This window comes from Streptomyces sp. CB09001, from assembly GCF_003369795.1.
Taxonomy (GTDB): Bacteria; Actinomycetota; Actinomycetes; order Streptomycetales; family Streptomycetaceae; genus Streptomyces.
In genome coordinates this window covers 2,701,711-2,725,622 of sequence record NZ_CP026730.1, presented here as the reverse complement: position 1 = coordinate 2,725,622, position 23,912 = coordinate 2,701,711, and the positions used below count along the sequence as shown (strand labels likewise).

The window sequence follows — 23,912 nt, the reverse complement described above, 5'->3', positions numbered from 1 at the left end:
CAGGCCATAGGCTGGCCGGACCGATATCGACCCTTCATTTGCGGCATCCGGAGACCACGGTGCAATTCCACGACTCGATGATCAGCCTCGTCGGCAACACCCCGCTGGTGCGGCTCAACAACGTGACCAAGGGGATCAGGGCCACCGTCCTGGCCAAGGTGGAGTACTTCAACCCGGGCGGCTCGGTGAAGGACCGCATCGCCCTGCGCATGATCGAGGCCGCGGAGAAGAGCGGTGAACTGCAGCCCGGCGGCACGATCGTCGAGCCGACCAGCGGCAACACCGGCGTCGGCCTCGCCATCGTGGCCCAGCAGAAGGGCTACAAGTGCATCTTCGTCTGCCCTGACAAGGTGTCCACCGACAAGATCAACGTGCTGCGCGCGTACGGCGCCGAGGTCGTGGTCTGCCCGACCGCGGTCGACCCCGAGCACCCCGACTCCTACTACAACGTCTCCGACCGGCTGGTCCGCGAGACGCCGGGCGCCTGGAAGCCGGACCAGTACTCCAACCCGAACAACCCGCTCTCCCACTACCACTCCACGGGCCCCGAGCTGTGGGAGCAGACCGCGGGGAAGATCACCCACTTCGTGGCCGGCGTCGGCACCGGCGGCACCATCTCCGGCACCGGCCGGTACCTGAAGGACGCCAGCGACGGCGCGGTCAAGGTGATCGGCGCCGACCCCGAGGGGTCCGTCTACTCCGGCGGCTCCGGGCGTCCGTACCTGGTCGAGGGCGTCGGCGAGGACTTCTGGCCGACGGCGTACGACCGCGAGGTCGCCGACGAGATCGTCGCCGTCTCCGACAAGGACTCCTTCCAGATGACCCGCCGCCTCGCCAAGGAGGAGGGCCTGCTGGTGGGCGGCTCCTGCGGCATGGCGGTCGTCGCGGCGCTGGAGGTGGCGGCGCGGCTCGGCGAGGACGACGTGGTGGTCGTCCTGCTGCCGGACAGCGGGCGCGGCTACCTCAGCAAGATCTTCAACGACGAGTGGATGGCCGACTACGGCTTCCTGGAGGACGCCGGGCCCAGCGCCCGCGTCGCGGAGGTCCTGAACCACAAGGAGCGCGGCCACATCCCCTCCCTCGTCCACATGCACCCGGACGAGACCGTCGGCCAGGCCATCGAGGTGCTGCGCGAGTACGGCGTCTCGCAGATGCCGATCGTCAAGCCCGGCGCCGGCCACCCGGACGTGATGGCCGCCGAGGTCGTCGGCTCCGTCGTGGAGCGCGAGCTGCTGGACGCGCTGTTCGCCAAGCGTGCCTCGCTGGAGGACCCGCTGGAGAAGCACATGTCCGCCCCGCTGCCCCAGGTCGGCTCCGGCGAGCCGGTCGCGGACCTGATGTCGGTGCTCGGCGGCGCCGACGCGGCGATCGTCCTCGTCGAGGGCAAGCCGACCGGCGTGGTGAGCCGGCAGGACCTGCTGTCCTTCCTCGCCAAGGGCAAGTAGAGGTCGCCGGGAACGCGCAGCGGGGCGGGCGGGACCCGCGGCCCGGTCGGTGATCTTCGTGGACTTCGCGGAAGTGGTACGCGCACGTCATGTGCCCGCAGCAGTCGCTTAACACGGGACCGGCAGAGTACGGGGTGTCGGCAGGGTTGGGAGCGGCTCCCCGGTCCCGCCGACGCCGAACGGCGTCACGGACCTTCCGGAGCGGCTCCCGGACCTCCAAGGACGCCACGGACGCGCCGCCCCGGCCGTGAGGCCCGGCACGCGCGTCCCCCGCGGGGACCGCCGTCGTCCCGCCCCCCAGCGATGGGGGTGCGGCGGTCCCCGCGCAGTCTTCCCCCGCTCTTCGCAGCCCTTCGAGGCGCCTCTCCTCAGTCCTCCCAGGCGTCGCCGCGCCCGCCGCGGCGGCGGTACCCGAACAGGTCCGGGTTGGTGCGGGCGACCTGGACCACGTTGACCCCGACGATGCCCGCCCAGGCGACCAGCATCCCGGGCAGGTTCGCGACACCGCCCCCGATCGCGGACAGCGGGATCGCGAGCACCAGCGAGACGATGCCGAAGCCGAAGCGTTCGCCGAAGGAGTCCGTGGGCCGCGGCGACCGGCTGTCCCGGGCCGCCGTCATCTGCTGCTCGGCGAGCTGCCGGCGCACCCGGCGCTCCACCGCTCCGTCGATGCGCTGGTCGACCTTCTCCAGGAACGAGTCGACCAGAGCGGACTCGTATTCCTCGCCGAGCTCCCTGCGGGTCCGCAGGGTGGCGTCGAGTTCCTTCTTCAGGTCGGCGTCGCGTGCGTCCATTCCCGTCATGAACCCCACCGTAGGCAGCCGGGGCGCCGCCGGCACTGGGGACAACCCCCGTTTCCGGCGGGGGGCGGTCCGGTACGGGTCGGCCTGCGCCGCCGCCTCGCTGTATAACGGTATGCAGAAGCCGGGGAGCGTGAATAGGTCGAGGGGGCCACGTCATGGACGGGACTGGCGGCACCAGCGGGGCGAGCGGGACCGACAGTCCGGCCGCGCGGCTGCAGACGCTCTTCGAGGGGCACCGGCTGACGCCGACCCAGCGGCGCATCGCGCACAGCATGGTGCGCCGCGCCTCCGACGTGCCCTTTCTGTCGAGCGTGGAGCTGGCCGAGCTGGCGGGGGTCAGCCAGCCGTCCGTGACCCGCTTCGCCGTCGCCCTCGGCTTCGACGGCTACCCGGCGCTCCGCCGCCATCTGCGCGAGGTCGCGCCCGCGGAGCCGGTCGCGGACACCGGCGCCGTCAACGAGTACCAGCAGGCCGTGGCGGCCGAGATCGAGAACCTGCGGCACCTCGCGGAGGTGCTGGCCGACCCGGAGCCCGTGCGGGAGGCGGGCCGCCTGCTCGCCGGGAGCCGGCCGCTGCCGGTGCTCGGGCTGCGGGCCGCCGCCGCCCAGGCGTACGGCTTCGCCTACTTCGCCGCCAAGGTCCACCCGGACGTCCGGCTCCTCGGCGAGGGCGGCACGATGCTCCACGACCGCATCGACGCCGCCGTCCGGGCCGGGGCGGGCACGCTGCTCTGCTTCGCCCTGCCCCGGCACCCGCGCGAGGTCGTCGAGGCGCTCGCCCACGCCAAGGAGGCCGGGCTCACGGTGGTGACCGTCGCCGACTCCGCCTTCGCGCCGGTCGCCAAGGTGTCCGACCTGCTGCTGCCCGCCGCCGTCGGCACCGGCCTCGCCTTCGACACCGCCTGCGCGCCGATGCTGCTCGGCCGGGTGCTGCTGGAGGCGATGTGCGACGACCTGCCGGACGCGCAGGCCCGGTTGGAGGAGTTCGACGCCAAGGCCGCGGCACGGGGGCTCTTCGTGGACTGACCCCCGGATCACCCCGGATCACCCGGATCACCCGGATCACCCCGGAGGTGGCCCGGTCGGCGGACGGGTTCTCAGATTCGTCTCAGCTTGCCCCGTTACAGTGCGGCGCCTGACACACCCTTCAGACGCATCGCACAGGCAGGAACGGGACAGGAGGCAGGACGTGGCGCGCGGAGGACAGGTGGGGCTGGCTCGGGTCGCCGTCGTGGTACGGGCGGGCGCCGCACCACTGTGGTGGCTGGGCGTTTTCGCGGCGGGCATCGGCGTGCTGGTGCCAGGACTCACCGGACGCCGGATCGGCGTGCTGGCGGGCGCCGCACTCTTCATCGTCGCCACGGCCGCCGTGGCGTGGGTGCGCCGGCGGCGCTACACCGCCCTGGCCGGTTCGGCGGTCCGCGCGGGCAAGCACGACGTGCTCCAGGACCGCGGGGTGACCGTACGCAACTGGCGCCGGGGCCACCGCTGGTGGCTGCTCCTCGCCTTCCTCGCCGCCCTCGGCGGCGCCTTCGCCCTGCCCGCCGCGGGCGGACTGCTGCTGGCCGGCTGCGGCGCCGGGCTGTGGCTCAAGTCCGCCTGGATCGGCCGCCGCGAGCAGGCTGGGGACGCTCTGCTGTGGGTCCGTGTGGACTGGCTGGCCGACAACGCGGGCCGCCCCGCGGGCAAGGCGGTCAAGGCCTACCGCAGCACAGGCATCGCGGCGGGCGACGCGGCTCCGGGCGGAGCGAGGCGGAAGGCGCCGGCGGCGGTCTGAGCGACGTCCGGCAGTCCGCGTGCGGGGCCCCGACCGGGGGCCCCGCACGCGCATGTGGGCGGCACGGACACGACCCTGTTGACTAGCTCTATTCAAGCGGCGAGGATGTGAATATCCGTAGCAACAATCCGCCGGGAGCAAGCCACCAGGAGGCAGACCATGTCCGGACCTCGCCCACCCGTCTCCCGCCACCACCCTCAACCGAGGCCCTCCGAGCCGCCCCCTCGTCCCGTCCGAGCGCCACGCGGTACCGAGCCGAGCGCCCTGGGCTGGCAGCAGGAGGCCGCCCTGCGGATGCTGCAGAACAACCTCGACCCGGAGGTCGCCGAGCACCCCGACAAGCTCGTCGTCTACGGCGGCACGGGCAAGGCGGCCCGCGACTGGCGCTCCTTCGACGCGATGGTGCGGACCCTGCGCACCCTCAAGCAGGACGAGACGATGCTCGTCCAGTCCGGCCGCCCGGTCGGCGTCATGCAGACCCACGAGTGGGCCCCGCGCGTCCTCATCGCCAACTCCAACCTCGTCGGCGACTGGGCCAACTGGGAGGAGTTCCGGCGCCTGGAGGCCCTCGGCCTGACCATGTACGGGCAGATGACGGCCGGCTCCTGGATCTACATCGGCACCCAGGGCATCCTCCAGGGCACCTACGAGACCTTCGCCGCCGTCGCCGCCAAGAAGTTCGGCGGCACCCTGGCCGGGACCATCACCCTCACCGCAGGCCTCGGCGGCATGGGCGGCGCCCAGCCCCTCGCGGTCACCATGAACGACGGCGTCGTCATCTGCGTCGACTGCGACCCGCGCGCCATCGACCGCCGCATCGAGCACCGCTTCCTCGACGTCAGGGCCGACTCCCTCGACCACGCCCTCCAGCTGGCCACCGAGGCACGGGACCGGCGCAAGCCGCTGTCCATCGGTGTCCTCGGCAACGCCGCCGAGCTGGTCCCGCAGCTGCTCGCCATGGGCGCACCGATCGACATCGTCACCGACCAGACCTCGGCCCACGACCCGCTGGCCTACCTGCCCACCGGGATCGCCTTCGAGGACATGGCCGACGCCGCCGCCAAGGACCCGGCCGGCTTCACCACGCGGGCCCGCGAGTCCATGGCCCGGCACGTCGAGGCCATGGTCGGCTTCCAGGACGCCGGTGCCGAGGTCTTCGACTACGGCAACTCCATCCGCGGCGAGGCCCAGCTCGCCGGGTACGACCGGGCCTTCGCCTTCCCCGGCTTCGTCCCCGCCTACATCCGCCCCCTGTTCTGCGAGGGCAAGGGACCCTTCCGGTGGGCCGCCCTGTCCGGCGACCCCGCCGACATCGCCAAGACCGACAAGGCGATCCTCGACCTCTTCCCCGAGAACGAGTCCCTGGCCCGCTGGATCAAGATGGCGGGGGAGCGGGTCCACTTCCAGGGCCTGCCCGCCCGCATCTGCTGGCTCGGCTACGGCGAGCGCGACAAGGCCGGTGAGCGGTTCAACGACATGGTCGCGAGCGGCGAGCTGGCCGCGCCGATCGTCATCGGCCGCGACCACCTCGACTGCGGCTCCGTCGCCTCCCCGTACCGCGAGACCGAGGCGATGCTCGACGGCTCCGACGCCATCGCCGACTGGCCGCTGCTCAACGCCATGGTCAACGTGGCCTCCGGCGCCTCCTGGGTCTCCCTCCACCACGGCGGCGGCGTCGGCATGGGCCGCTCCATCCACGCCGGGCAGGTCACCGTCGCCGACGGCACCCCGCTCGCCGGGGAGAAGATCCGCCGGGTGCTCACCAACGACCCCGGCATGGGCGTCATCCGGCACGTCGACGCCGGGTACGACATCGCCGAGTCGGTGGCGGCCGAGCGCGACGTGCGGGTGCCGATGCGCGAGGGTGACGAGGCGTACGAGGGCGACGAGGCGCGCGAGAGCGACACGGCGCGCGAGGGTGACGGCGCGTGAGTTTCCACAGCATGTGGGCGGAGCTGCTGCCGGTCGGCCGCAGCTCCGCCTCCGGCGGCTACCGCCGCGCCGCCTGGACCGGCGCCGACGCCGACTGCCGGACCTGGTTCCAGGAACAGGCCGAGGCACGCGGGCTGACCCACGAGACCGACCGCAACGGCAACCAGTGGGCCTGGCTCGGCGACCCGGCGGCCGGGAACGCCGTCGTCACCGGATCCCACCTGGACTCCGTGCCCGACGGCGGCGCCTTCGACGGCCCCCTCGGCGTGGTCTCCGCCTTCGCCGCCCTCGACGAACTGCGCGGGCGGGGAGCGCGGCCCACCAGGCCGCTGGGCGTCGTCAACTTCGGCGACGAGGAGGGCGCCCGCTTCGGCCTCGCCTGCGTCGGCTCCCGGCTCACCGCGGGCGCGCTCACCGTCGAGCAGGCGCACCGCCTCACCGACGGTGACGGCATCACCCTCCCGCAGGCCATGGAGTCCGCCGGGTACGACCCGGACACCCTGGGCCCCGACCCCGAACGGCTGGCCCGCATCGGCGCCTTCGTCGAACTCCACGTCGAGCAGGGCCGCGCCCTCGACCGGTCCGGCGACCGCATCGGCATCGCGTCCGCCATCTGGCCGCACGGACGCTGGCGGTTCGACTTCCGGGGCGAGGCCAACCACGCCGGCACCACCCGCCTCGCCGACCGGCACGACCCGATGCTGTCGTACGCCGAGACCGTCCTCGCCGCCCGCCGCGAGGCCGAACTCGCCGGTGCCGTGGCCACCTTCGGCAAGATCGGCGTCGAGCCCAACGGCGTCAACGCCGTCCCCTCCCTGGTACGCGGCTGGCTCGACTCCCGCGCCGCCGACCAGGCGAGCCTGGACACCGTGCTCACCGGCATCGAGAAGGCCGCCCGCGAGTACGCCGCGGCCCACGGCGTGGACCTCGACGTGGTCCGCGAGTCCTTCACACCCGTCGTCGAGTTCGACCACGCCCTGCGCGACGAACTCGCGCGCATCCTGGGCACGGAGACGGAGCTGAAGGTCCCCGTCCTCGGCACCGGCGCCGGACACGACGCCGGAATCCTCGCCGACCGCATCCCGACCGCCATGCTGTTCGTACGCAACCCCACCGGCGTCTCGCACTCCCCGGCCGAGTACGCCGCCGAGGACGACTGCGTGGCCGGGGTGCACGCACTCGCCGACGTACTGGAAGGGCTGGCCTGCACGTGACCTCCTCCGAGCGGACCCGGACGTACTGGCTGGAGCACGCGTGGCTCGGCACCCACGTCGAGCCGAGTGTCGCCGTGGACGTGAGTGACGGCCGCATCACCGCCGTCCACCAGGGCGTCAACACCCCGCCGCCCGGCGCCGAGATCCTGCGCGGACTGACCCTGCCCGGGCTGGCGAACGCCCACTCGCACGCCTTCCACCGCGCCCTGCGCGGCACCGTCCAGGTCGGCTCCGGAACCTTCTGGACCTGGCGCGAGGTCATGTACTCCGTCGCCGACCGGCTGACCCCTGACACCTACCACGCCCTCGCCCGCGCCGTGTACGCCGAGATGGCGCTGGCCGGCATCACGACCGTCGGCGAGTTCCACTATGTGCACCACGCGCCCGGGGGCACCCCCTACGCCGACCCCAACGCGATGGGCGAGGCCCTGATCGAGGCCGCCGCCGAAGCCGGTGTCCGCATCACCCTCCTCGACACCTGCTACCTGTCCTCCGGCTTCGGCGAGCCCCCGAACACCCACCAGCGCCGCTTCTCCGACGGCACTGCTCAGGCCTGGGCCGAACGCTGTTCAGTTCTCAAGGAACGGGATCACGCACGGATCGGGGCCGCGATCCACTCCGTACGGGCCGTGCCCGCGGACCAGTTGGCGACCGTGGCGCAGTGGGCCGAGGCGCGGCGGGCCCCGCTGCATGTGCACCTGTCCGAGCAGACCGCCGAGAACGACGCCTGCCGCCAGGCCCACGGATGCACCCCGACCCGCCTCCTCGCCGACCACGGCGTGCTCGGACCCCGCACCACCGGCGTCCACAGCACCCACCTCACCGACGAGGACGTCGCCCTGCTCGGCGGCAGCCGCACCGGCACCTGCATGTGCCCCACCACGGAACGGGACCTGGCCGACGGCATCGGCCCCGCGGCCGAGCTCCAGCGGGCCGGTTCGCCGCTCTCCCTCGGCTCGGACAGCCACGCCGTCATCGATCTGCTGGAAGAAGCGCGCGCCATGGAGCTGAACGAGCGCCTGCGCACCCGCGCCCGCGGCCACTGGACCGCCGCCGCCCTGCTGCGGGCCGCCACCGCCGACGGTCACGCGGCCCTCGGCTGGGACGACACCGGCCGCATCGAGGCCGGGGCCCGCGCCGACCTCGCGACCGTCGCGCTGGACTCGGTCAGGACAGCGGGGCCGCTGCCCAGGCTCGGCGCCGAGACGGCCGTATTCGCCGCGACGGCAGCGGACGTACGGCACACGGTCGTGGGCGGGCGGCACGTCGTACGCGACGGGGCGCACGCCCTCGTACCGGACGTGCCGCAGGCCCTCGCGCGGGCCGTCGCAGCCCTGCGCGCCTGACCACCGGCCCCCGCCCGCGGCCCGTCACACGGCCCAGCCCCCGCCCCCACGAGGACACCAGGGACCCCATGAGCAGCAGCACCGTCATCGCCAACATCGCCGCACTCGTCACCAACGACCCCTCCCTCGGCGACCACTCCCCGCTCGGCCTGGTCCGGGACGCGGCCGTCGTCATCGAGGGCGACCGCGTCGTGTGGACCGGTGAATCAAGCAAAGCACCCGCCACTGACAATCGGGTCGACGCGGGCGGCCGGGCGGTCCTCCCCGGCTTCGTGGACTCCCACTCCCACCTCCTCTTCGCGGGCGACCGCACCGAGGAGTTCAACGCCCGCATGTCCGGCCGCCCCTACGGCGCGGGCGGCATCCGCACCACCGTCGCCGCCACCCGCGCCGCGAGCGACGACGAACTGGAGGCCGGGCTCACCCGTTACCTCGCCGAGGCCCTGCGCCAGGGCACCACCACCTTCGAGACCAAGTCCGGCTACGGCCTGACCACCGCCGACGAGTCCCGCGCCCTGCGCGTCGCCGCCCGCCACACCGACGAGGTCACCTTCCTCGGCGCCCACATCGTCGCCCCCGAACTCGCCGACGACCCCGCCGCCTACGTCGACCTCGTCACCGGCGAGATGCTCGACGCCTGCGCCCCGCACGCCCGCTGGATCGACGTGTTCTGCGAGGAGGGCGCCTTCGACGGCGACCAGGCCCGCGCGATCCTCACCGCGGGCAGGGCCAGGGGCCTGCACCCCCGCATCCACGCCAACCAGCTCTCCTACGGCCCCGGCGTCCGGCTCGCCGTCGAACTCGACGCCGCCAGCGCCGACCACTGCACCCATCTCACCGACGCAGACGTGGACGCCCTCGCGAGCAGCCGCACGGTCGCGACCCTGCTGCCCGGCGCCGAGTTCTCCACCCGCGCCGAGTGGCCGGACGCCCGGCGTCTCATCGACGCGGGTGCCACGGTGGCCCTCTCCACCGACTGCAACCCCGGCTCCTCCTTCACGTCCTCCGTCCCCTTCTGCATCGCGCTCGCGGTACGGGACATGGGGATGACGCCGGACGAGGCGGTCTGGTCGGCCACCGCGGGCGGCGCCGCGGCCCTGCGCCGTGAGGACGTCGGCCACCTCGTCCCGGGCGCGTACGCCGACCTGACGCTGCTCGACGCCCCGAGCCACGTCCACCTGGCCTACCGGCCGGGGGTGCCGCTGGTCGCGGGGGTGTGGCGCCGGGGCGTACGTAAGGTGTGAGCGTACGAGCGTCGGTGGGAGCGGGGGACGGGGCGGATGGCGCGACACCTGCGGGCCTGGTGGGCGCCGTTCCTGGTGAACCTGCTGCTCGGCGTTCCGGCCGTGGTGCCGATCTGGCTCGTCCGGTACCTGCTGGTGAACTGGCCGCTGGCCGAGCTCGGCTGGACCGTGCGCGAGCCGACGGAGAACGACGGCATGGCCCTCTGGCTGGTGATCGTCGTCCCGGTGGTCGCGCTGTTCGGGCTCGTCTGGTGGCTGGCCAACCAGCCCCTGCGGCGCAGGACCGCCCTCGCCCCGCGCTCGTTCTGGCTGCTGTGCGTCCTGGTGCCGCTCCTGCCGACGGCGGCGCTGATCGCCAACTCCCCGTGAGGTGCGGCGGCAACCCGAAGGGGGGCGGCCCGATTTCGGACCGCCCCCCTGGAGGGCAAGCGACACCCGGCAGGGTCTGAGGACTACTCCTCGACCGTGAGCCCCTTGCGCAGCCGTACGAGGGTCCGCGACAGCAGACGTGAGACATGCATCTGGGAGATGCCCAGCTCCTCGCCGATCTCCGACTGGGTCATGCCGGCGACGAAACGGAGGGAGAGGATCTTCCGGTCCCGGGAAGGCAGCTCGGCGATCAGCGGCTTCAGCGACTCGACGTACTCGATGCCTTCGAGCCCGTGGTCCTCGTAGCCGATGCGGTCGGCGAGCGCGCCCTCCGCGTCGTCCTCCTCCGGCTGGGCGTCCAGCGAGGAGGCGGTGTAGGCGTTGGACGCCGCCATGCCCTCGACGACCTCGTCCTTGGACAGGCCGAGGTGCTCGGCCAGCTCGGTCACCGTGGGGGCGCGGTCGAGGCGCTGGGCCAGCTCGTCACCGGCCTTCGCCAGGTCGAGCCGCAGCTCCTGGAGGCGGCGCGGAACGCGCACGGACCACGAGGTGTCGCGGAAGAAGCGCTTGATCTCGCCGATGATGGTCGGCATCGCGAACGTGGGGAACTCCACACCACGCGACATCTCGAAGCGGTCGATCGCCTTGATCAGGCCGATCGTGCCGACCTGGATGATGTCCTCCATCGGCTCGCTGCGCGAGCGGAAGCGGGAGGCGGCGAACTTGACCAGCGCGAGGTTCAGCTCGACGAGCGTGTTGCGTACGTACGCGTACTCGTGGGTGCCTTCCTCCAGCGACTCCAGCCGCTCGAAGAGGGTCTTGGACAGGGCCCTGGCGTCCGCCGGAGCGACCTCGTCGTACGCGGGGATGTCCGGAAGCCCGGCGAGCGCGTCGTCGTGGTCGACGACGGCGTCAGGGCGCGCGATGGGATCCAGATGTTCCGGAGGGAGTGTCGACGTCGCTTCGTGGGTACGCGATCCGTCGAGCCGGGGTGACATGATGTCCTCCATCGTTCTCGGCATACGGCTGCCGAAGCCAAATTCGTGCACTGCGGTGTGCGGCGCCTCCAAAGCCGGCCGTGTCGGTTTACGTGTCCTACTAGCCCTACCGGGTTTACCGAGCCGACCGCAAGTGTGTTCTGTGCGGGTATGTCCGTTTGTGTGCGGTTGTTCGGGTGTCGGAGTGCGGTGGGAAGGCGTAGTGTTCGAGTGCGTCAGCAAGCAGTCACGACCTCGGGAGAGAGAAACGGCATGGACCGCGGGACGGTCGGCAGTGCCCAGTCGGGCCGGCTTCTGGTGGAGGTGCGGGAAGAGGGCCCCAGCGCCGTCGTGACCCCGGCGGGTGAGCTGGATCACCACACCGCCGATCTGTTGCGCGAGCCGCTGGAGGGCTGTCTCGACAAGGGATTCAACCGGCTCGTCGTGGACTGCTCACGGCTGGAGTTCTGCGACTCCACGGGGCTCAACGTCCTGCTCGGCGCCCGGTTGAAAGCGGAGGCCGCGGGGGGCGGAGTGCATTTGGTGGCCATGCAGCCGGTGGTGGCGCGCGTGTTCGAGATCACGGGGGCGGAAGCTGTCTTCACCCTTCATGACACGCTTGCGGCCGCCCTGGCCGACGCGTCCGACTGAGCCGTCCTTGTCCGGCCGGCGGAGGGGCGCGTGTGCTTCCCGGAGCGGGTGTTCTCACCCCGCGCCGGGTTTCGTGCGCAATACAGGGGTGTTCGTACGGTCCGGTCGGGCAGGAGAGACCCTGAACCGGCTGTGTACGACATTGCTGTCTACGAATTTGAAACGTGAACTGGTGAATCGGTGAGGTGAAGCGCTGATGAGCACCACCCGGCCCTACTCGCCGGGCGACCGCGGTCCGGAGCCCGGCGGCGCTTCCGGAGCGTCCGCGTCCGCGCCCGCCTCGGCGTCCGGGGAGGGCGGCGGGCGGCAGTCCCGCAGGCTGAGCTTCGAGGACGCGAGCGGGGTCGTCCCGCTGGCCCGCGACTTCACCCGCGAGGCGCTGTACGCCTGGGGCTGGCTGCCCTCCGCCACCGCGGACCAGCGTGCCGCCGCCGAGGACGTCCTGCTCGTGGTCTCCGAGCTGGTCACCAACGCGTGCCTGCACGCCGAGGGGCCGGACGAGCTGCGGATCACCTGCGAGAAGAAGGTGATCCGGCTGGAGGTCTCCGACCGGGGCACGGGACAGCCCGCGCCCCGCACCCCGCACCGCGCCGGTCGCCCCGGCGGCCACGGCATGTTCATCGTGCAGCGCCTGTGCCTGGACTGGGGCGTCGTACGCACCCCGGGGGTCGCGGGGAAGCGGGTCTGGGCGGAGCTGGGCGCTCCGGCGTAAGGCCGTCCCCGGGGGCTGCGCGCCCCGCGCTACCCCCGCACCTCGAACCGGAGCAGCTTCCCGGCGCCCCGCGGGAGCACGTCGTCGCCCAGCGACCACCCGCCCCACGAGTCGGCACACGCCTGTACGAGGTGCAGCCCGCGCCCGCCCTCCGCGTCCCCCGGCGGGCGGGGAGCCGTGCGGTGGCCTCCCGGCGGTTCCGCGAAGGGGGAAGGGACATGCGGGCTGCTGTCCCACACCCCGACCCGCAGCCGCCCGTCGCTCAGCGCGGTGAGCCGCAGCGAGCAGGGGCCGCGGGTGTGCCGGTAGGTGCCGGACCCGTGGCTGGTGGGAGGAGTACCGCGAGCACCCGCATGCGGCCCTGATCGACCTGGCCGAACTGGAGCACCACGCCACAGGCCTGCGCGTGGCTCACCATGCACATCCCTGCGCTCCTGCAGACAACGGACCACGCACGAGCGCTCTTTCGAGCCGTGGTCCCGTCGATGCGGCAGTACGAGATCGAGCACCGCCTCACCCACCGCATCAAGCGACAGGGCATCCTTCACAAGGAGAGTCCGCCGCCGTACTCGGCGATCATCCACGAGTCGGCTCTCCGGATGGGCTTCGGTGGCCCCGAGGTCGCGCGCGGTCAGCTCAAGCACCTCTTGGCCATGGGCGAGTTGCCGAACGTCACGGTTCGCGTCATCCCCTTCGGGGCGGAGTACCACCCCAGCACTGGACAGTCCTTCGACTACGTCGAGGGAGCCGTGCCCCAACTCGACACCGTGCAGTTGGACACCCACCACGGCGGCTGCGGATTTCTCGACGCGGAGGCTCAGTTGGCCAAGTACCGTGCCGTGCTGGACCACATGGAGTCCTGCGCGCTCGACACCACCGCATCGCGCGACTTCATTCAGAAGCTCGGGCGGGACTTGTGAGAGAGGTCGGCATGAACATCCACCAGTGGCGGAAGTCCACGTACAGCGGCGACAGTTCGAACTGCGTCGAGATAGCCACCGCCCCGGCGAAGATCCTGGTCCGCGACTCCAAGGCCCCCACCGGATCACGCCTCGCCTTCCCACGCACCGTCTGGGCGGATTTCGTTCACCACACGGCGAAGTCGCGCGTAGCCTCTGACTGAGGGTTTCTCGACGCGGAGGTCCAGTCGTGAAAGAGGCCGATACGGACATCCGTCAGTGGTGCAAGTCCAGTTACAGCCCCGACGGGTCGAATTGTGTCGAGATGGCCGCCACCCCGACGACGATCCTGGTCCGGGACTCGAAGAACCCGACTGAGTTGCCCCTCGCCCTGCTCCCCGCCACGTGGGCCGACTTCGCCTCGTACGTGGCTCTGCGGGCGGGGTAGAGCGCCCGGAGGGTCACCCCATCCGCCGGATGAGGTGACCCTCCGTTCAAAGACAGCCGTTCGCGGGGCTCAGCGCACGTCGCCCATGAGTTCCTTGACGCGCTTGCGGTACATCCAGATCGCGACGCCCGCGACCACCGCGAGGGTGGCCTCCGCGGCGACGATGCCCGTCCTGTTGAGGTCGACGCCGGCGATGGAGAGCAGGCCGGTCGTGGCGTCACCGGCGGTGACGGCCAGGAACCAGACGCCCATCATCTGCGAGGCGTACTTCACCGGCGCCATCTTCGTCGTGACCGACAGGCCGACCGGGGAGAGCATCAGCTCACCGCAGGTCTGGACGAAGTAGATCGCCACCAGCCAGAGGGCCGCCGCCTTGTGGCCGCCCTCCGCGATGCCCAGCGGGGCCAGGAAGAGGAAGAAGGACGCACCGACCAGGACCAGACCGCCGCAGAACTTGACGACCGTGCTGGGCTCCTTGCCCCGGCGGTTGAGCGCCAGCCACACCGTGGCGAAGACCGGGGCCAGGGCCATGATGATGACCGGGTTGACCGACTGGTACCAGGAGACCGGGAAGTCCCAGCCGAAGACGCTGTTGTTCGCCGAGGAGTCGGCGAAGAGCGACAGGGTCGAGCCGCCCTGGTCGTAGATCATCCAGAACACGGCGGCGGCGACGAAGAACCAGATGTACGCCGACATCTTGGACTGCTCGGCGCGGTCCAGGGACTTGTCGCGCTTGATGTTGGTCAGCACCAGGATCGGGATGATCACGCCGAGCAGGGTCAGCGGGACCAGGATCCAGTTCAGGGTGTAGTGGCCGGAGAAGCCGACGATCGCGTAGAAGACGACGGCCAGCGCGGCCCAGAAGGCGGCCTTGCGCAGCGTCGAGGTCTTCTCCTCGACGGACAGCGGCTTGGGGACCACGCTGGAGTGCGCGGCCAGGTGGCGGCTGCCGATCAGGAACTGGAGCACGCCCAGGCCCATGCCGACCGCCGCGAGCGCGAAGCCCAGGTGCCAGTTGACGTTCTCACCGATGGTGCCGATGGTCAGCGGGGCGGCGAAGGCACCGAGGTTGATGCCCATGTAGAAGACGGTGAAGCCACCGTCGCGGCGCGGGTCGTCGGGGCCGTCGTAGAGCTGGCCGACCATCGTGGAGATGTTGGCCTTCAGCAGACCCGAGCCGATGGCGACCAGGCCGAGGCCCGCGTAGAACGTGCCGGAGGACGGCAGCGCCAGCGTGAGGTGGCCGAGCATGATCACGCCGCCGGCGATGGCGACGGTCTTGCGGGGACCCCAGACGCGGTCGCCGAACCAGCCGCCCGGCATCGTGAGCAGGTACACCAGCGAGAGGTACACCGAGTAGATCGCGGTCGCGGTGCCGGCGCCGAGGCCGAGACCACCCGGGGCGACGAGGTACAGCGGGAGCAGAGCCCTCATGCCGTAGTAGGAGAACCTCTCCCACATCTCGGTCATGAAGAGTGTGGCCAGTCCGCGGGGGTGGCCGAAGAAGGTCTTCTCGGTGCCGGGGGTGCCCGGGGTGACCGAGTCCTTCGTCAGGCTGGACGCCATGGTCGATCCTTGCTGGTCGGGACGCGCTCATGAGGCGATGCGCGCCCGGTGGGGGGCGGCCGGCACCGGCGGCCCGTCCCGCCCCTCCCACGCCTGAGGGATCCGCTCCGGATTGCGAAGCGGCGGGCGGCGGCCACCGGGATCCACGCCTCTGCGCGCGTCACTGCACGCGGTGAGGCCCGGCCACAGGTCATTCCTTTCAAGGCCGACCGTGGGGGTCGGCCCGCACACAAAAGAGACCTTCAGCGTCGAACTGTCGCCAAAGGTCCACTGGGTGCTACAGGCGCTGATTCACCATACGGCAGGACACCGCCCGGTATGGAAGGACTTGAGACGCGGATCACAGGTAATAGTGGAACCGTGAACGATCTTTCGAAGGTTTCCCCCAGGATGGCACCCCACAGCCGCAGGTCCGGACGCGGGGGTGGCGGGGTGGGGCGGCCCTCGGGTCGATCTTGCCCCGGGCGTTGCTCCGAGCGGTCTACCATCAGCCCATGACCCGTGTACTGCTCGCCGAGGACGACGCGTCCATCTCGGAGCCGCTGGCCCGCGCACTGCGCAGGGAAGGGTACGAGGTCGAGGTGCGTGAGGACGGACCCACCGCACTCGACGCGGGACTGCAGGGTGGCATCGACCTGGTCGTGCTGGACCTGGGCCTGCCGGGCATGGACGGTCTCGAGGTCGCCCGCCGGCTGCGGTCCGAGGGGCACGCCGTGCCGATCCTGATCCTGACCGCGCGTGCCGACGAGGTGGACACCGTCGTCGGCCTGGACGCGGGCGCCGACGACTACGTCACCAAGCCCTTCCGCCTCGCCGAGCTGCTCGCCCGGGTCCGGGCCCTGCTGCGCCGCGGTGCCGCCGAGCCGCCGCAGCCGCCCGCCACCCACGGCGTGCGCATCGACGTCGAGTCGCACCGGGCCTGGATGGGCGAGGAGGAGCTCCAGCTCACCGCGAAGGAGTTCGACCTGCTGCGGGTCCTGGTGCGCGACGCCGGCCGGGTCGTCACCCGCGACCAGCTGATGCGCGAGGTCTGGGACACCACCTGGTGGTCGTCGACCAAGACCCTCGACATGCACATCTCCTGGCTGCGCAAGAAGCTGGGCGACGACGCGGCCAACCCCCGCTACATCGCCACCGTGCGCGGCGTGGGCTTCCGTTTCGAGAAGAACTGAGCGAGCCCCCGGGGGAGCTTTCGGGTAAGAGGACATGCGCCGTCGACTGATCCAGTCCACGCTCGCCGTGGTGCTCGTGGTGATCGCCGTCTTCGGCGTCTCCCTCGTCATCGTCGAGACCCGCACCATCAGCAGCACGGCCCAGGAACGGGTGGACCTGGAAGCGGTGCGGCTGGCCAGCATCGTCGACAGCCGGCTCATCGGCACCGGTTCCGTCGACGAGGACTTCCTGCGGGAGCAGATCCGCGACGCCCGGTACGCCATGATCCGCATCCCCGGCGAGCCGGTCGTCGAGGTCGGCAGCAAGCCGACCGGCGACGTCCTCCAGGGCAGGGCCACCGGCGAGGAGGGCGAGACGGTCCTCGTCGAGGAACCCAGCTCCTCGGTGACCCGGGAGGTCGGGCGGACCCTGCTGATCATCGGCCTGGTGGCGCTGCTCGCGGTGATCGCCGCCGTACTGCTGGCGATCCGGCAGGCCAACCGCCTCTCCTCCCCGCTCACCGACCTCGCCGAAACCGCGGAACGCCTCGGCTCCGGCGACCCGCGCCCGCGGCACAAGCGGTACGGCGTTCCCGAGCTGGACCGGGTCGCGGACGTCCTGGACTCCTCCGCCGAGCGCATCGCCCGGATGCTCACCGCCGAGCGCCGCCTGGCCGCCGACGCCTCGCACCAGCTGCGCACGCCGCTGACCGCGCTGTCGATGCGGCTGGAGGAGATCACCCTGACCGACGAGCCGGAGACGGTGAAGGAGGAGGCGACGATCGCGCTGTCGCAGGTGGAGCGGCTGACGGACGTCGTGGACCGGCTGCTCACCAACTCCCGCGACCCGCGCAGCGGCTCCGCCGTCACCTTCGAGCTGGACGACGTCATCCAGCAGCAGATCGCCGAGTGGCGCCCGGCCTACCGCGGTGAGGGACGGGCCATCGTCAGCTCCGGCAAGCGCCATCTGACGGCCGTGGGCACCCCGGGCGCCGTGGCGCAGGTGCTGGCCGCGCTGATCGAGAACTCCCTGATGCACGGCGGCGGCACGGTCGCCCTGCGGACCCGGGTGACCGGCAACCAGGCCGTGGTCGAGGTCACCGACGAGGGCCCCGGCGTTCCGGGCGACCTGGGGGCGCGGATCTTCGAGCGCGCGATCAGCGGGCGCAACTCCACCGGCATCGGCCTCGCCGTCGCCCGCGACCTGGCGGAGGCGGACGGCGGCCGACTGGAGCTGCTCCAGGGGCGTCCGCCGGTCTTCGGGCTGTTCCTGTCCCGCACGCCGCCCTCGAAGAAGCCCTCGGGGGACGGCGGGGGGACGGTGCGCTGAGGGCCTGAGGGCCTGAGGGCCTGAGGGGCGAGGGAGCGGGGCGGCGAGGGAGCGCGTCAGCGATGGCCGGCGGGGGCGCCGTCCGGGCGGGGGACCACGGTCGGGTGCTCGTGCTCCAGGAAGGTCTCCGCCCGCGTCACCGGCTCACCGGCGGGCAGCGAGCGGAAGACCCAGCTGCGGTACGACCAGAAGCGGAACAGTGTGCCGATCCCGATGCCGAGGAACTTGAAGATGTTGCTCTGCAGCGGGCTGTCCCAGCCGAACCCGTACGTCGCCGTGTAGAGCACGCCGTTCTCGATGACCAGGCCGACCGCGCTGAACAGCAGGAACAGCGACATCTCGCGGGTCTGGCCGCTCTTGTCGCGGTCGCGGTACGTGAAGTAGCGGAAGCCCACGTAGTTGAAGACGATCGCGACGATCGTGGCGATGATGCTGGCCCGCACCACCTGGAGGTCGGTCGTGTGCCGTACGAGGTTGAAGACGAGGAGGTTGACCAGCACCCCCGCGCCGCCCACGGCGCCGAACTTCACGACCTCGCGCACGAGCCGCTCGATCCGCTCCCGCATCCCGGCGCGGGGCGCATCGGGCGCGGAGGGAGCCGTGTGAGCACCCGAGGAACCATGTCCCATGGTCGTGCAGGCCCCCGTCCAGGGTTGGCGTCAATCCGTTCATGCTAACCACCCGGACACGCGATCTTCCTGCGGACGGGCGCACGGGGGGCGGAACGGGCACGGGGAACGGCGGGAAACGGCCGGTAAACAGGTGGGCTCCGCGCGGCCGATACGCTAGGGGTGTGACGTTCCCGGTAGTCGGCATGGTCGGCGGTGGCCAGCTCGCTCGTATGACACACGAGGCGGGCATCCCGCTCGGCATCAGGTTCAAGCTTCTCAGTGACACTCCCCAGGACTCTGCGGCGCAGGTCGTGAACGAAGTCGTCGTCGGCGACTATCGCGATCTGGACACGTTGCGCGAGTTCGCGCGCGGCTGTGACGTGATCACCTTCGATCACGAACACGTGCCGACCGAGCACCTCAAGGCCCTGGAGGCGGACGGCATCCCCGTCCGCCCCGGCCCCGAGGCGCTCGTGCACGCCCAGGACAAGGGCGTGATGCGCGCGAAACTCGACGCGATCGGCGTGCCCTGCCCGCGGCACCGGATCGTGCGCGATCCGGCCGACGTGGCCGCCTTCGCGGCGGAAGGCGTCGCGGAAGGCGCCGCCGGGGGCGACGGCTTCCCCGTCGTCCTCAAGACGGTCCGCGGCGGGTACGACGGCAAGGGCGTGTGGGTCGTGGACTCCGTCGAGGAGGCGGCCGAGCCCTTCCGCGCGGGTGTGCCCGTGCTGGCGGAGGAGAAGGTCGACTTCGTCCGCGAGCTGGCCGCCAACGTGGTCCGCTCCCCGCACGGCCAGGCGGTGGCCTACCCCGTCGTCGAGTCCCGGCAGGTCAACGGCGTCTGCGACACGGTGATCGCCCCGGCGCCCGGCCTGGACGAGGCGCTGGCCCTGCGCGCCGAGGAGATGGCGCTCGGCATCGCCAAGGAACTGGGCGTCGTCGGCCACCTCGCCGTCGAGCTGTTCCAGACCCGCGACGGCCGCGTCCTGGTCAACGAACTGGCGATGCGCCCGCACAACTCCGGCCACTGGACGATGGACGGCGCGATCACCTCGCAGTTCGCCAACCACGTCCGCGCGGTCCTCGACCTCCCCCTCGGCGACCCGCGCCCGCGCGCCAAGTGGACGGTGATGGTCAACGTCCTGGGCGGCGACTACCCGGACATGTACTCCGCGTACCTGCACTGCATGGCCCGCGACCCGCAGCTGAAGATCCACATGTACGGCAAGGACGTGAAGCCCGGCCGCAAGGTCGGCCACGTCAACACCTACGGCGACGACCTGGACGACGTGCTGGAGCGCGCCCGTCACGCTGCCGGCTACCTGAGAGGCACGATCACCGAATGAGCCAGCCCAGCCCGGTGAGCCCGGTCGTCGGCATCGTCATGGGGTCGGACTCCGACTGGCCCGTCATGGAGGCCGCCGCCAAGGCCCTCGACGAGTTCGAGGTCCCCTACGAGGTCGACGTCGTCTCCGCGCACCGCATGCCGCACGAGATGATCGCGTACGGCGAGCAGGCCGCCGGACGCGGCCTCAAGGCGATCGTCGCCGGGGCCGGGGGCGCCGCCCACCTGCCCGGCATGCTCGCCTCCGTGACGCCGCTGCCGGTCATCGGCGTGCCGGTGCCGCTGAAGTACCTGGACGGCATGGACAGCCTGCTGTCCATCGTGCAGATGCCGGCCGGCGTCCCCGTCGCCACCGTCTCCGTCGGCGGCGCCCGCAACGCCGGTCTGCTGGCCGCCCGCATCCTCGCCGCCCACGACGAGGAACTGCTCGGCCGGATGCGCGAGTTCCAGCAGGAGCTGAACGACCAGGCCACCGAGAAGGGCAAGCGGCTGCGCACCAAGGTCGAGGGCTCCGCGGCCGGCTTCGGATTCGGAAAGTGACGGAAGGGACGCGGATGACATCGCTGGACAAGGCCCGGGAACTGCTGCGCGAGTTCCCCGTCGTCGACGGGCACAACGACCTGCCCTGGGCGCTGCGCGAGCAGGTGCGCTACGACCTCGACGCCCGTGACATCGCCACCGACCAGTCCGCCCACCTGCACACCGACCTGGCCCGGCTGCGCTCCGGCGGCGTCGGCGCGCAGTACTGGTCGGTGTACGTCCGCTCCGACCTGCCCGGCGCGGTGACGGCGACGCTGGAGCAGATCGACTGCGTACGGCGGCTGATCGACCGCCACCCCGGCGAGCTGCGGGCCGCGCTGACCGCCGCCGACCTGGAGGCCGCGCGCGCCGAGGGCCGGATCGCGTCCCTGATGGGTGCCGAGGGCGGCCACTCCATCGACAACTCGCTGGCCACCCTCCGCGGGCTGTACGCGCTCGGCGTGCGCTACATGACGCTCACCCACAACGACAACAACGCGTGGGCGGACTCGGCGACCGACGAGCCCGGCGTCGGCGGCCTGTCGGCCTTCGGCCGCGAGGTCGTGCGGGAGATGAACCGCGAGGGCATGCTGGTCGACCTCTCGCACGTCGCGGCGACGACGATGCGCGACGCGCTGGACACCTCCACCGCACCGGTGATCTTCTCGCACTCGTCCTCCCGCGCGGTGTGCGACCACCCGCGCAACATCCCGGACGACGTCCTGGAGCGGCTGCCGGCCAACGGCGGCATGGCGATGGTGACGTTCGTGCCGAAGTTCGTGCTCCAGGCCGCCGTGGACTGGACCACCGAGGCCGACGAGAACATGCGCGCGCACGGCTTCCACCACCTCGACTCCGGCCCCGAGGCGATGAAGGTCCACGCCGCCTTCGAGGAGCGCGTCCCGCGCCCCGTCGCCACCGTCTCCACGGTCGCCGACCACCTCGACCACATGCGCGAGGTCGCCGGCGTCGACCACCTCGGCCTCGGTGGCGACTACGACGGCACGCCCTTCACCCCGGACGGCCTCGGCGACGTCTCCGGCTACCCGAACCTGATCGCCGAGCTGCTCGACCGCGGCTGGTCGCAGGCCGACCTGGCCAAGCTGACCTGGAAGAACGCGGTCCGGGTACTCGACGCCGCGGAGGACGTGGCCCGGGGGCTCCGGGCGACGCGGGGGCCGTCCAACGCCACCATCGAGCAGCTGGACGGGCCGGCCGCCGGGCAGCCGAACGGCTGAGGCCGCCCCGCTCCCGGCCGGGTGGGGCGTCGGTACCCCCGAACGCCCCACCCACCAGGAAGCCCTTTCCGCTCCGTGCGACGGTGGCCGTACCTCACGACGACCGTACGGAGCCCGTCATGGCAGACCTCCAGGACGACCTGCACACCGGTACCGAGGCCGGTGGGCTCGACGACCTGCCCGTGCCGCTCGCCGCGGAGGCCTTTCCGCCGGAGCCCTACGCTCCCGTGTCCGACCCCGACGACGAGCCGCTGACCCGGGCGCACGCCGTGCTGGCCGCCCATCCGGTCGCCGACGGCTGCAACGGCCTGCCCTGGGCGCTGAGACACCTGCCCTGGTACGACCTGGAGCTGGGCGAGAGCGCCGTCGACACCGACGTGCCGCGGCTGCGCGAGGGACACGTGGGAGCGCTGCTGTGGTCGCTGCACCTGCCCGAGTCCCTCGACGGGGAGGGTGCGGTCGGTGCCACGCTGGAGCAGCTCGACCTGGTCAAGACGGTCGTGCGGGCCCACCCGGAGGGGCTGCGCCTGGCGTACGACGCGGGGCAGACCATCGACGCCCGCAACTGCGGCCGGGTCGCCGTGCTGCCCGGCCCCGCGGGCGCCGCCGCCCTCGGTGACCGCATCGGCATCCTGCGCTCCCTGCACGCCCTCGGCCTGCGCGTCCTGACGCTGTCCGGGGTGAGCTGGGCGAGCGAGGCGGGGCTGACCCGGTTCGGCGAGGAGGTCGTCCGGGAGATGAACCGGCTCGGTGTCGTCGCCGACCTCTCCGGCGCCGGTGCCGAGACCGTCCGCCGTACCTTCGCGGTGTCCAAGGCGCCGGCGCTGTGCACCCGCTCCGCCGCCCGCGCCCTGCGCCCGCACCCCGCCAACCTCCCCGACGACCTGCTGGTGGAGCTCGGCGCGGCCGGCGGCCTGTGCATGGTGCCGCTGACCGCCGAGCAGACCGGGCCGACCGTCCGGGACGTCGCCGACCACCTCGACCACGTCCGCACGGTGGCCGGCCCGGAGAGCGTCGGCCTGTCCGGCACCTACGACAGCGGCGCCGCGCACCCGCTGGAGCTGGGCGACCCCTCCTGCTACCCCCGGCTCATCGCCGAACTGCTCAGGCGCGGCTGGGACGAGGCGGACGTGGCCCTGCTGACCTGGGGCAACGTCCAGCGGGTCCTGCGTGCCGCCGCCTTCACCGCGAAGGCGGCCCAGCTGCGCCGCGACCCGTCCACGGCGACCATCGCCGACCTGGACGGATAGTCCGCGCAGGCGTCACGCGGGCCCGGTCCGGCAGCGGCAGAACGGATGGCCCCGCCGGATCGCCGCTCAGCAGGCGCAGAGGCAGAACGGGTGCCCGGCCGGGTCGGCGTAGACCCGGAAGGTACGCGTGCGGTCCTCCGTGTCCAGCGCACGCGCGCCCAGCTCCAGCACCGCCTTCTCGGCCGCGTCCAGGTCCGTGACGGTGAGGTCGAGGTGGAACTGCTGCGAGTCGTCGGGCGCGGGCCACTTCGGCGGTACGAACCCGGGGGCGGCCTGGAACGCCAGCACCCGTCCGTCCGGCAGCTTCAGGTCGATCCAGTCGTCCTCGCCCTCGACGGTGCCGCCGAGCACGCCGGCGTAGAAGCGGGCCAGTGCACGGGGGTCGGGACAGTCCAGGACGACGGGGCCCAGTTCGGCGACAGCCATGACTTCCTCCTTGAGGCACGCGGTGTTCGGTTACCTGCATAGTGCGGGTAACCGGTAACGGTTACTGCATGCTGCCGCATTGGCGGTAACGTCGCAAGCATGAGTGAGAGATCGCCCGCACCGGGCGGCCTGGAACTGGTCGAGGCCCTGGTGAACACACTGGACCTCGAAACGGGCGCCGACTCGCTGGACACGGAGGAGGGCCGGGCGCGGCTCGGCCTGACGCAGGACGACGTGCCCGCGGCCCGTGAGCTGCGAGAGTCCCTGCGCGCGACCCTGCTCGCCCACGCCGGCCACCCGCCGCACCGCGCGGTGACCCCGCTGGGGGAGCTGCTGGCGGCCGCCCCGCTGGTGGTCGCCGTCGACCCGGCCGACGGCTCCGCAGCCCTCACCCCGGCCGGGGAGGGCTCCCTGACCGCCCGCGTCGCCGCCGCCGTCGCCCAGGCACTGGTGGCAGGCACCTGGAGCCGCTTCAAGGCGTGCGAGGCCGCCGACTGCCACTGGGCCTACTACGACCGCAGCCCCGCGGGACGCGGCCGCTGGTGTTCCATGCAGGTGTGCGGGGCCCGCGCCAAGATGCGCCGGTACCGGGCCAAGGAGTCGTAAACACCGCCCGCTTCACCGGCCGGCCGGCCGCGCACTGCGGCACAATGCGATCGA

Annotated in this window: 24 protein-coding genes and 1 pseudogene; 20 read left to right on the top strand and 5 right to left on the bottom strand. The window is 72.0% G+C overall.

Translation table 11 applies throughout. The features are described 5' to 3' along the window. The first annotated feature begins 59 nt into the window (after positions 1–59). A complete protein-coding gene (locus C4J65_RS12555) occupies positions 60–1,445 on the top strand; it encodes a cystathionine beta-synthase (RefSeq protein ID WP_115742488.1) in 1,386 nt (461 codons plus the stop codon). 368 nt (positions 1,446–1,813) lie between these two features. Here C4J65_RS12555 and C4J65_RS12550 read toward each other — a convergent pair whose 3' ends face one another. Beyond that, positions 1,814–2,239, bottom strand: a complete 426-nt coding sequence (locus C4J65_RS12550; protein WP_162833567.1) for a hypothetical protein — start codon at positions 2,237–2,239, stop codon at positions 1,814–1,816. A gap of 164 nt (positions 2,240–2,403) precedes the next feature. On the opposite strand from C4J65_RS12550, the gene C4J65_RS12545 reads away from it, so the two are divergent. The 7 genes from C4J65_RS12545 to C4J65_RS12515 all read left to right on the top strand — a co-directional run bounded on the left by C4J65_RS12545 (position 2,404) and on the right by C4J65_RS12515 (position 10,129). Then, positions 2,404–3,273 carry a MurR/RpiR family transcriptional regulator gene (locus C4J65_RS12545; RefSeq protein WP_115742486.1) on the top strand — a complete coding sequence of 290 codons (870 nt, stop codon included), beginning with the start codon at positions 2,404–2,406 and terminating at the stop codon, positions 3,271–3,273. A gap of 163 nt (positions 3,274–3,436) precedes the next feature. Next, the gene (locus C4J65_RS12540) at positions 3,437–4,024 is read left to right on the top strand and encodes a hypothetical protein (protein ID WP_115742485.1); all 588 of its coding nucleotides are present in this window, start codon (positions 3,437–3,439) and stop codon (positions 4,022–4,024) included. A gap of 159 nt (positions 4,025–4,183) precedes the next feature. Continuing rightward, positions 4,184–5,956 carry a urocanate hydratase gene (gene hutU / locus C4J65_RS12535; RefSeq protein ID WP_115742484.1) on the top strand — a complete coding sequence of 591 codons (1,773 nt, stop codon included), beginning with the start codon at positions 4,184–4,186 and terminating at the stop codon, positions 5,954–5,956. Then, positions 5,953–7,170: an allantoate amidohydrolase gene (locus C4J65_RS12530; protein ID WP_115742483.1), complete on the top strand. Its 1,218-nt coding sequence runs from the start codon at positions 5,953–5,955 to the stop codon at positions 7,168–7,170. The genes hutU and C4J65_RS12530 overlap by 4 nt, the downstream gene beginning before the upstream one ends. Beyond that, positions 7,167–8,516, top strand: coding sequence for a formimidoylglutamate deiminase (locus tag C4J65_RS12525; RefSeq protein ID WP_115742482.1), 1,350 nt, complete (start codon positions 7,167–7,169; stop codon positions 8,514–8,516). The genes C4J65_RS12530 and C4J65_RS12525 overlap by 4 nt, the downstream gene beginning before the upstream one ends. Positions 8,517–8,584: 68 nt before the next feature. Next, the gene (gene hutI, locus C4J65_RS12520) at positions 8,585–9,760 is read left to right on the top strand and encodes an imidazolonepropionase (protein ID WP_115742481.1); all 1,176 of its coding nucleotides are present in this window, start codon (positions 8,585–8,587) and stop codon (positions 9,758–9,760) included. 36 nt (positions 9,761–9,796) lie between these two features. Beyond that, positions 9,797–10,129 carry a hypothetical protein gene (locus C4J65_RS12515; protein ID WP_115742480.1) on the top strand — a complete coding sequence of 111 codons (333 nt, stop codon included), beginning with the start codon at positions 9,797–9,799 and terminating at the stop codon, positions 10,127–10,129. Between the two features lie 83 nt (positions 10,130–10,212). Here the strand turns inward: C4J65_RS12515 and C4J65_RS12510 are convergent, their stop codons facing one another. Beyond that, positions 10,213–11,139 carry an RNA polymerase sigma factor SigF gene (locus tag C4J65_RS12510; RefSeq protein ID WP_162833154.1) on the bottom strand — a complete coding sequence of 309 codons (927 nt, stop codon included), beginning with the start codon at positions 11,137–11,139 and terminating at the stop codon, positions 10,213–10,215. 240 nt (positions 11,140–11,379) lie between these two features. Between C4J65_RS12510 and C4J65_RS12505 the strand changes: the two genes are divergently transcribed. The 5 genes and pseudogenes from C4J65_RS12505 (at position 11,380) to C4J65_RS12480 (ending at position 13,816) form a co-directional block, all read left to right on the top strand. Next, entirely contained in the window at positions 11,380–11,757 is a 378-nt protein-coding gene (locus C4J65_RS12505) for an STAS domain-containing protein (RefSeq protein ID WP_115742479.1), read from the top strand. Between the two features lie 196 nt (positions 11,758–11,953). After that, positions 11,954–12,469 carry an ATP-binding protein gene (locus tag C4J65_RS12500; protein ID WP_115742478.1) on the top strand — a complete coding sequence of 172 codons (516 nt, stop codon included), beginning with the start codon at positions 11,954–11,956 and terminating at the stop codon, positions 12,467–12,469. 313 nt (positions 12,470–12,782) lie between these two features. Further along, a pseudogene (locus C4J65_RS12490) lies at positions 12,783–13,389 on the top strand (DUF5753 domain-containing protein); the annotation flags it as partial. Positions 13,390–13,400: 11 nt separating this feature from the next. Further along, positions 13,401–13,592, top strand: coding sequence for a DUF397 domain-containing protein (locus C4J65_RS12485; protein WP_115742477.1), 192 nt, complete (start codon positions 13,401–13,403; stop codon positions 13,590–13,592). Between the two features lie 26 nt (positions 13,593–13,618). Continuing rightward, complete coding sequence (locus C4J65_RS12480) at positions 13,619–13,816, top strand: DUF397 domain-containing protein (RefSeq protein ID WP_115742476.1); 198 nt, start codon at positions 13,619–13,621, stop codon at positions 13,814–13,816. 69 nt (positions 13,817–13,885) lie between these two features. On the opposite strand, the gene C4J65_RS12475 is transcribed toward C4J65_RS12480, so the two are convergent. Then, a complete protein-coding gene (locus C4J65_RS12475) occupies positions 13,886–15,382 on the bottom strand; it encodes an MFS transporter (protein ID WP_115742475.1) in 1,497 nt (498 codons plus the stop codon). 494 nt (positions 15,383–15,876) lie between these two features. On the opposite strand from C4J65_RS12475, the gene C4J65_RS12470 reads away from it, so the two are divergent. Further along, positions 15,877–16,554: a response regulator transcription factor gene (locus C4J65_RS12470; protein WP_115742474.1), complete on the top strand. Its 678-nt coding sequence runs from the start codon at positions 15,877–15,879 to the stop codon at positions 16,552–16,554. A gap of 34 nt (positions 16,555–16,588) precedes the next feature. Then, positions 16,589–17,863 (top strand): two-component system sensor histidine kinase DraK, encoded by a 1,275-nt coding sequence (gene draK, locus C4J65_RS12465; protein WP_115742473.1) that lies wholly within the window; start codon positions 16,589–16,591, stop codon positions 17,861–17,863. Between the two features lie 56 nt (positions 17,864–17,919). Here draK and C4J65_RS12460 read toward each other — a convergent pair whose 3' ends face one another. Then, positions 17,920–18,492, bottom strand: coding sequence for a GtrA family protein (locus C4J65_RS12460; protein WP_115742472.1), 573 nt, complete (start codon positions 18,490–18,492; stop codon positions 17,920–17,922). A 164-nt stretch (positions 18,493–18,656) separates the two neighbouring features. Between C4J65_RS12460 and C4J65_RS12455 the strand changes: the two genes are divergently transcribed. From C4J65_RS12455 to C4J65_RS12440, 4 genes are all read left to right on the top strand, one after another. Next, positions 18,657–19,820, top strand: a complete 1,164-nt coding sequence (locus C4J65_RS12455) for a 5-(carboxyamino)imidazole ribonucleotide synthase (protein ID WP_115742471.1) — start codon at positions 18,657–18,659, stop codon at positions 19,818–19,820. Then, the gene (gene purE / locus C4J65_RS12450) at positions 19,817–20,359 is read left to right on the top strand and encodes a 5-(carboxyamino)imidazole ribonucleotide mutase (RefSeq protein ID WP_115742470.1); all 543 of its coding nucleotides are present in this window, start codon (positions 19,817–19,819) and stop codon (positions 20,357–20,359) included. Before C4J65_RS12455 ends, purE begins: the two co-directional genes overlap by 4 nt. A 14-nt stretch (positions 20,360–20,373) precedes the next feature. Then, positions 20,374–21,576: a dipeptidase gene (locus C4J65_RS12445; RefSeq protein WP_115742469.1), complete on the top strand. Its 1,203-nt coding sequence runs from the start codon at positions 20,374–20,376 to the stop codon at positions 21,574–21,576. A gap of 119 nt (positions 21,577–21,695) precedes the next feature. Further along, entirely contained in the window at positions 21,696–22,826 is a 1,131-nt protein-coding gene (locus C4J65_RS12440; protein WP_115746418.1) for a dipeptidase, read from the top strand. A 66-nt stretch (positions 22,827–22,892) separates the two neighbouring features. Here the strand turns inward: C4J65_RS12440 and C4J65_RS12435 are convergent, their stop codons facing one another. Further along, positions 22,893–23,252, bottom strand: a complete 360-nt coding sequence (locus C4J65_RS12435) for a VOC family protein (RefSeq protein ID WP_115742468.1) — start codon at positions 23,250–23,252, stop codon at positions 22,893–22,895. 99 nt (positions 23,253–23,351) lie between these two features. On the opposite strand from C4J65_RS12435, the gene C4J65_RS12430 reads away from it, so the two are divergent. Further along, on the top strand, positions 23,352–23,858 hold the full coding sequence (locus tag C4J65_RS12430) for a CGNR zinc finger domain-containing protein (protein WP_115742467.1): 507 nt from the start codon (positions 23,352–23,354) through the stop codon (positions 23,856–23,858). Positions 23,859–23,912 lie beyond the last annotated feature (54 nt).

Bases quoted from the DNA above. Each gene is read 5' to 3' on its own strand.
- C4J65_RS12510 (WP_162833154.1), bottom strand. From the start codon at position 11,139: ATGGAGGACATCATGTCACCCCGGCTCGACGGATCGCGTACCCACGAA.
- hutU (WP_115742484.1), top strand. From the start codon at position 4,184: ATGTCCGGACCTCGCCCACCCGTCTCCCGCCACCACCCTCAACCGAGG.
- C4J65_RS12460 (WP_115742472.1), bottom strand. From the start codon at position 18,492: ATGGGACATGGTTCCTCGGGTGCTCACACGGCTCCCTCCGCGCCCGAT.
- hutI (WP_115742481.1), top strand. From the start codon at position 8,585: ATGAGCAGCAGCACCGTCATCGCCAACATCGCCGCACTCGTCACCAAC.
- C4J65_RS12500 (WP_115742478.1), top strand. From the start codon at position 11,954: ATGAGCACCACCCGGCCCTACTCGCCGGGCGACCGCGGTCCGGAGCCC.
- purE (WP_115742470.1), top strand. From the start codon at position 19,817: ATGAGCCAGCCCAGCCCGGTGAGCCCGGTCGTCGGCATCGTCATGGGG.
- draK (WP_115742473.1), top strand. From the start codon at position 16,589: ATGCGCCGTCGACTGATCCAGTCCACGCTCGCCGTGGTGCTCGTGGTG.
- C4J65_RS12440 (WP_115746418.1), top strand. From the start codon at position 21,696: ATGGCAGACCTCCAGGACGACCTGCACACCGGTACCGAGGCCGGTGGG.
- C4J65_RS12445 (WP_115742469.1), top strand. From the start codon at position 20,374: ATGACATCGCTGGACAAGGCCCGGGAACTGCTGCGCGAGTTCCCCGTC.
- C4J65_RS12545 (WP_115742486.1), top strand. From the start codon at position 2,404: ATGGACGGGACTGGCGGCACCAGCGGGGCGAGCGGGACCGACAGTCCG.
- C4J65_RS12505 (WP_115742479.1), top strand. From the start codon at position 11,380: ATGGACCGCGGGACGGTCGGCAGTGCCCAGTCGGGCCGGCTTCTGGTG.
- C4J65_RS12485 (WP_115742477.1), top strand. From the start codon at position 13,401: ATGAACATCCACCAGTGGCGGAAGTCCACGTACAGCGGCGACAGTTCG.
- C4J65_RS12515 (WP_115742480.1), top strand. From the start codon at position 9,797: ATGGCGCGACACCTGCGGGCCTGGTGGGCGCCGTTCCTGGTGAACCTG.
- C4J65_RS12430 (WP_115742467.1), top strand. From the start codon at position 23,352: ATGAGTGAGAGATCGCCCGCACCGGGCGGCCTGGAACTGGTCGAGGCC.
- C4J65_RS12435 (WP_115742468.1), bottom strand. From the start codon at position 23,252: ATGGCTGTCGCCGAACTGGGCCCCGTCGTCCTGGACTGTCCCGACCCC.
- C4J65_RS12475 (WP_115742475.1), bottom strand. From the start codon at position 15,382: ATGGCGTCCAGCCTGACGAAGGACTCGGTCACCCCGGGCACCCCCGGC.
- C4J65_RS12550 (WP_162833567.1), bottom strand. From the start codon at position 2,239: ATGGACGCACGCGACGCCGACCTGAAGAAGGAACTCGACGCCACCCTG.
- C4J65_RS12470 (WP_115742474.1), top strand. From the start codon at position 15,877: ATGACCCGTGTACTGCTCGCCGAGGACGACGCGTCCATCTCGGAGCCG.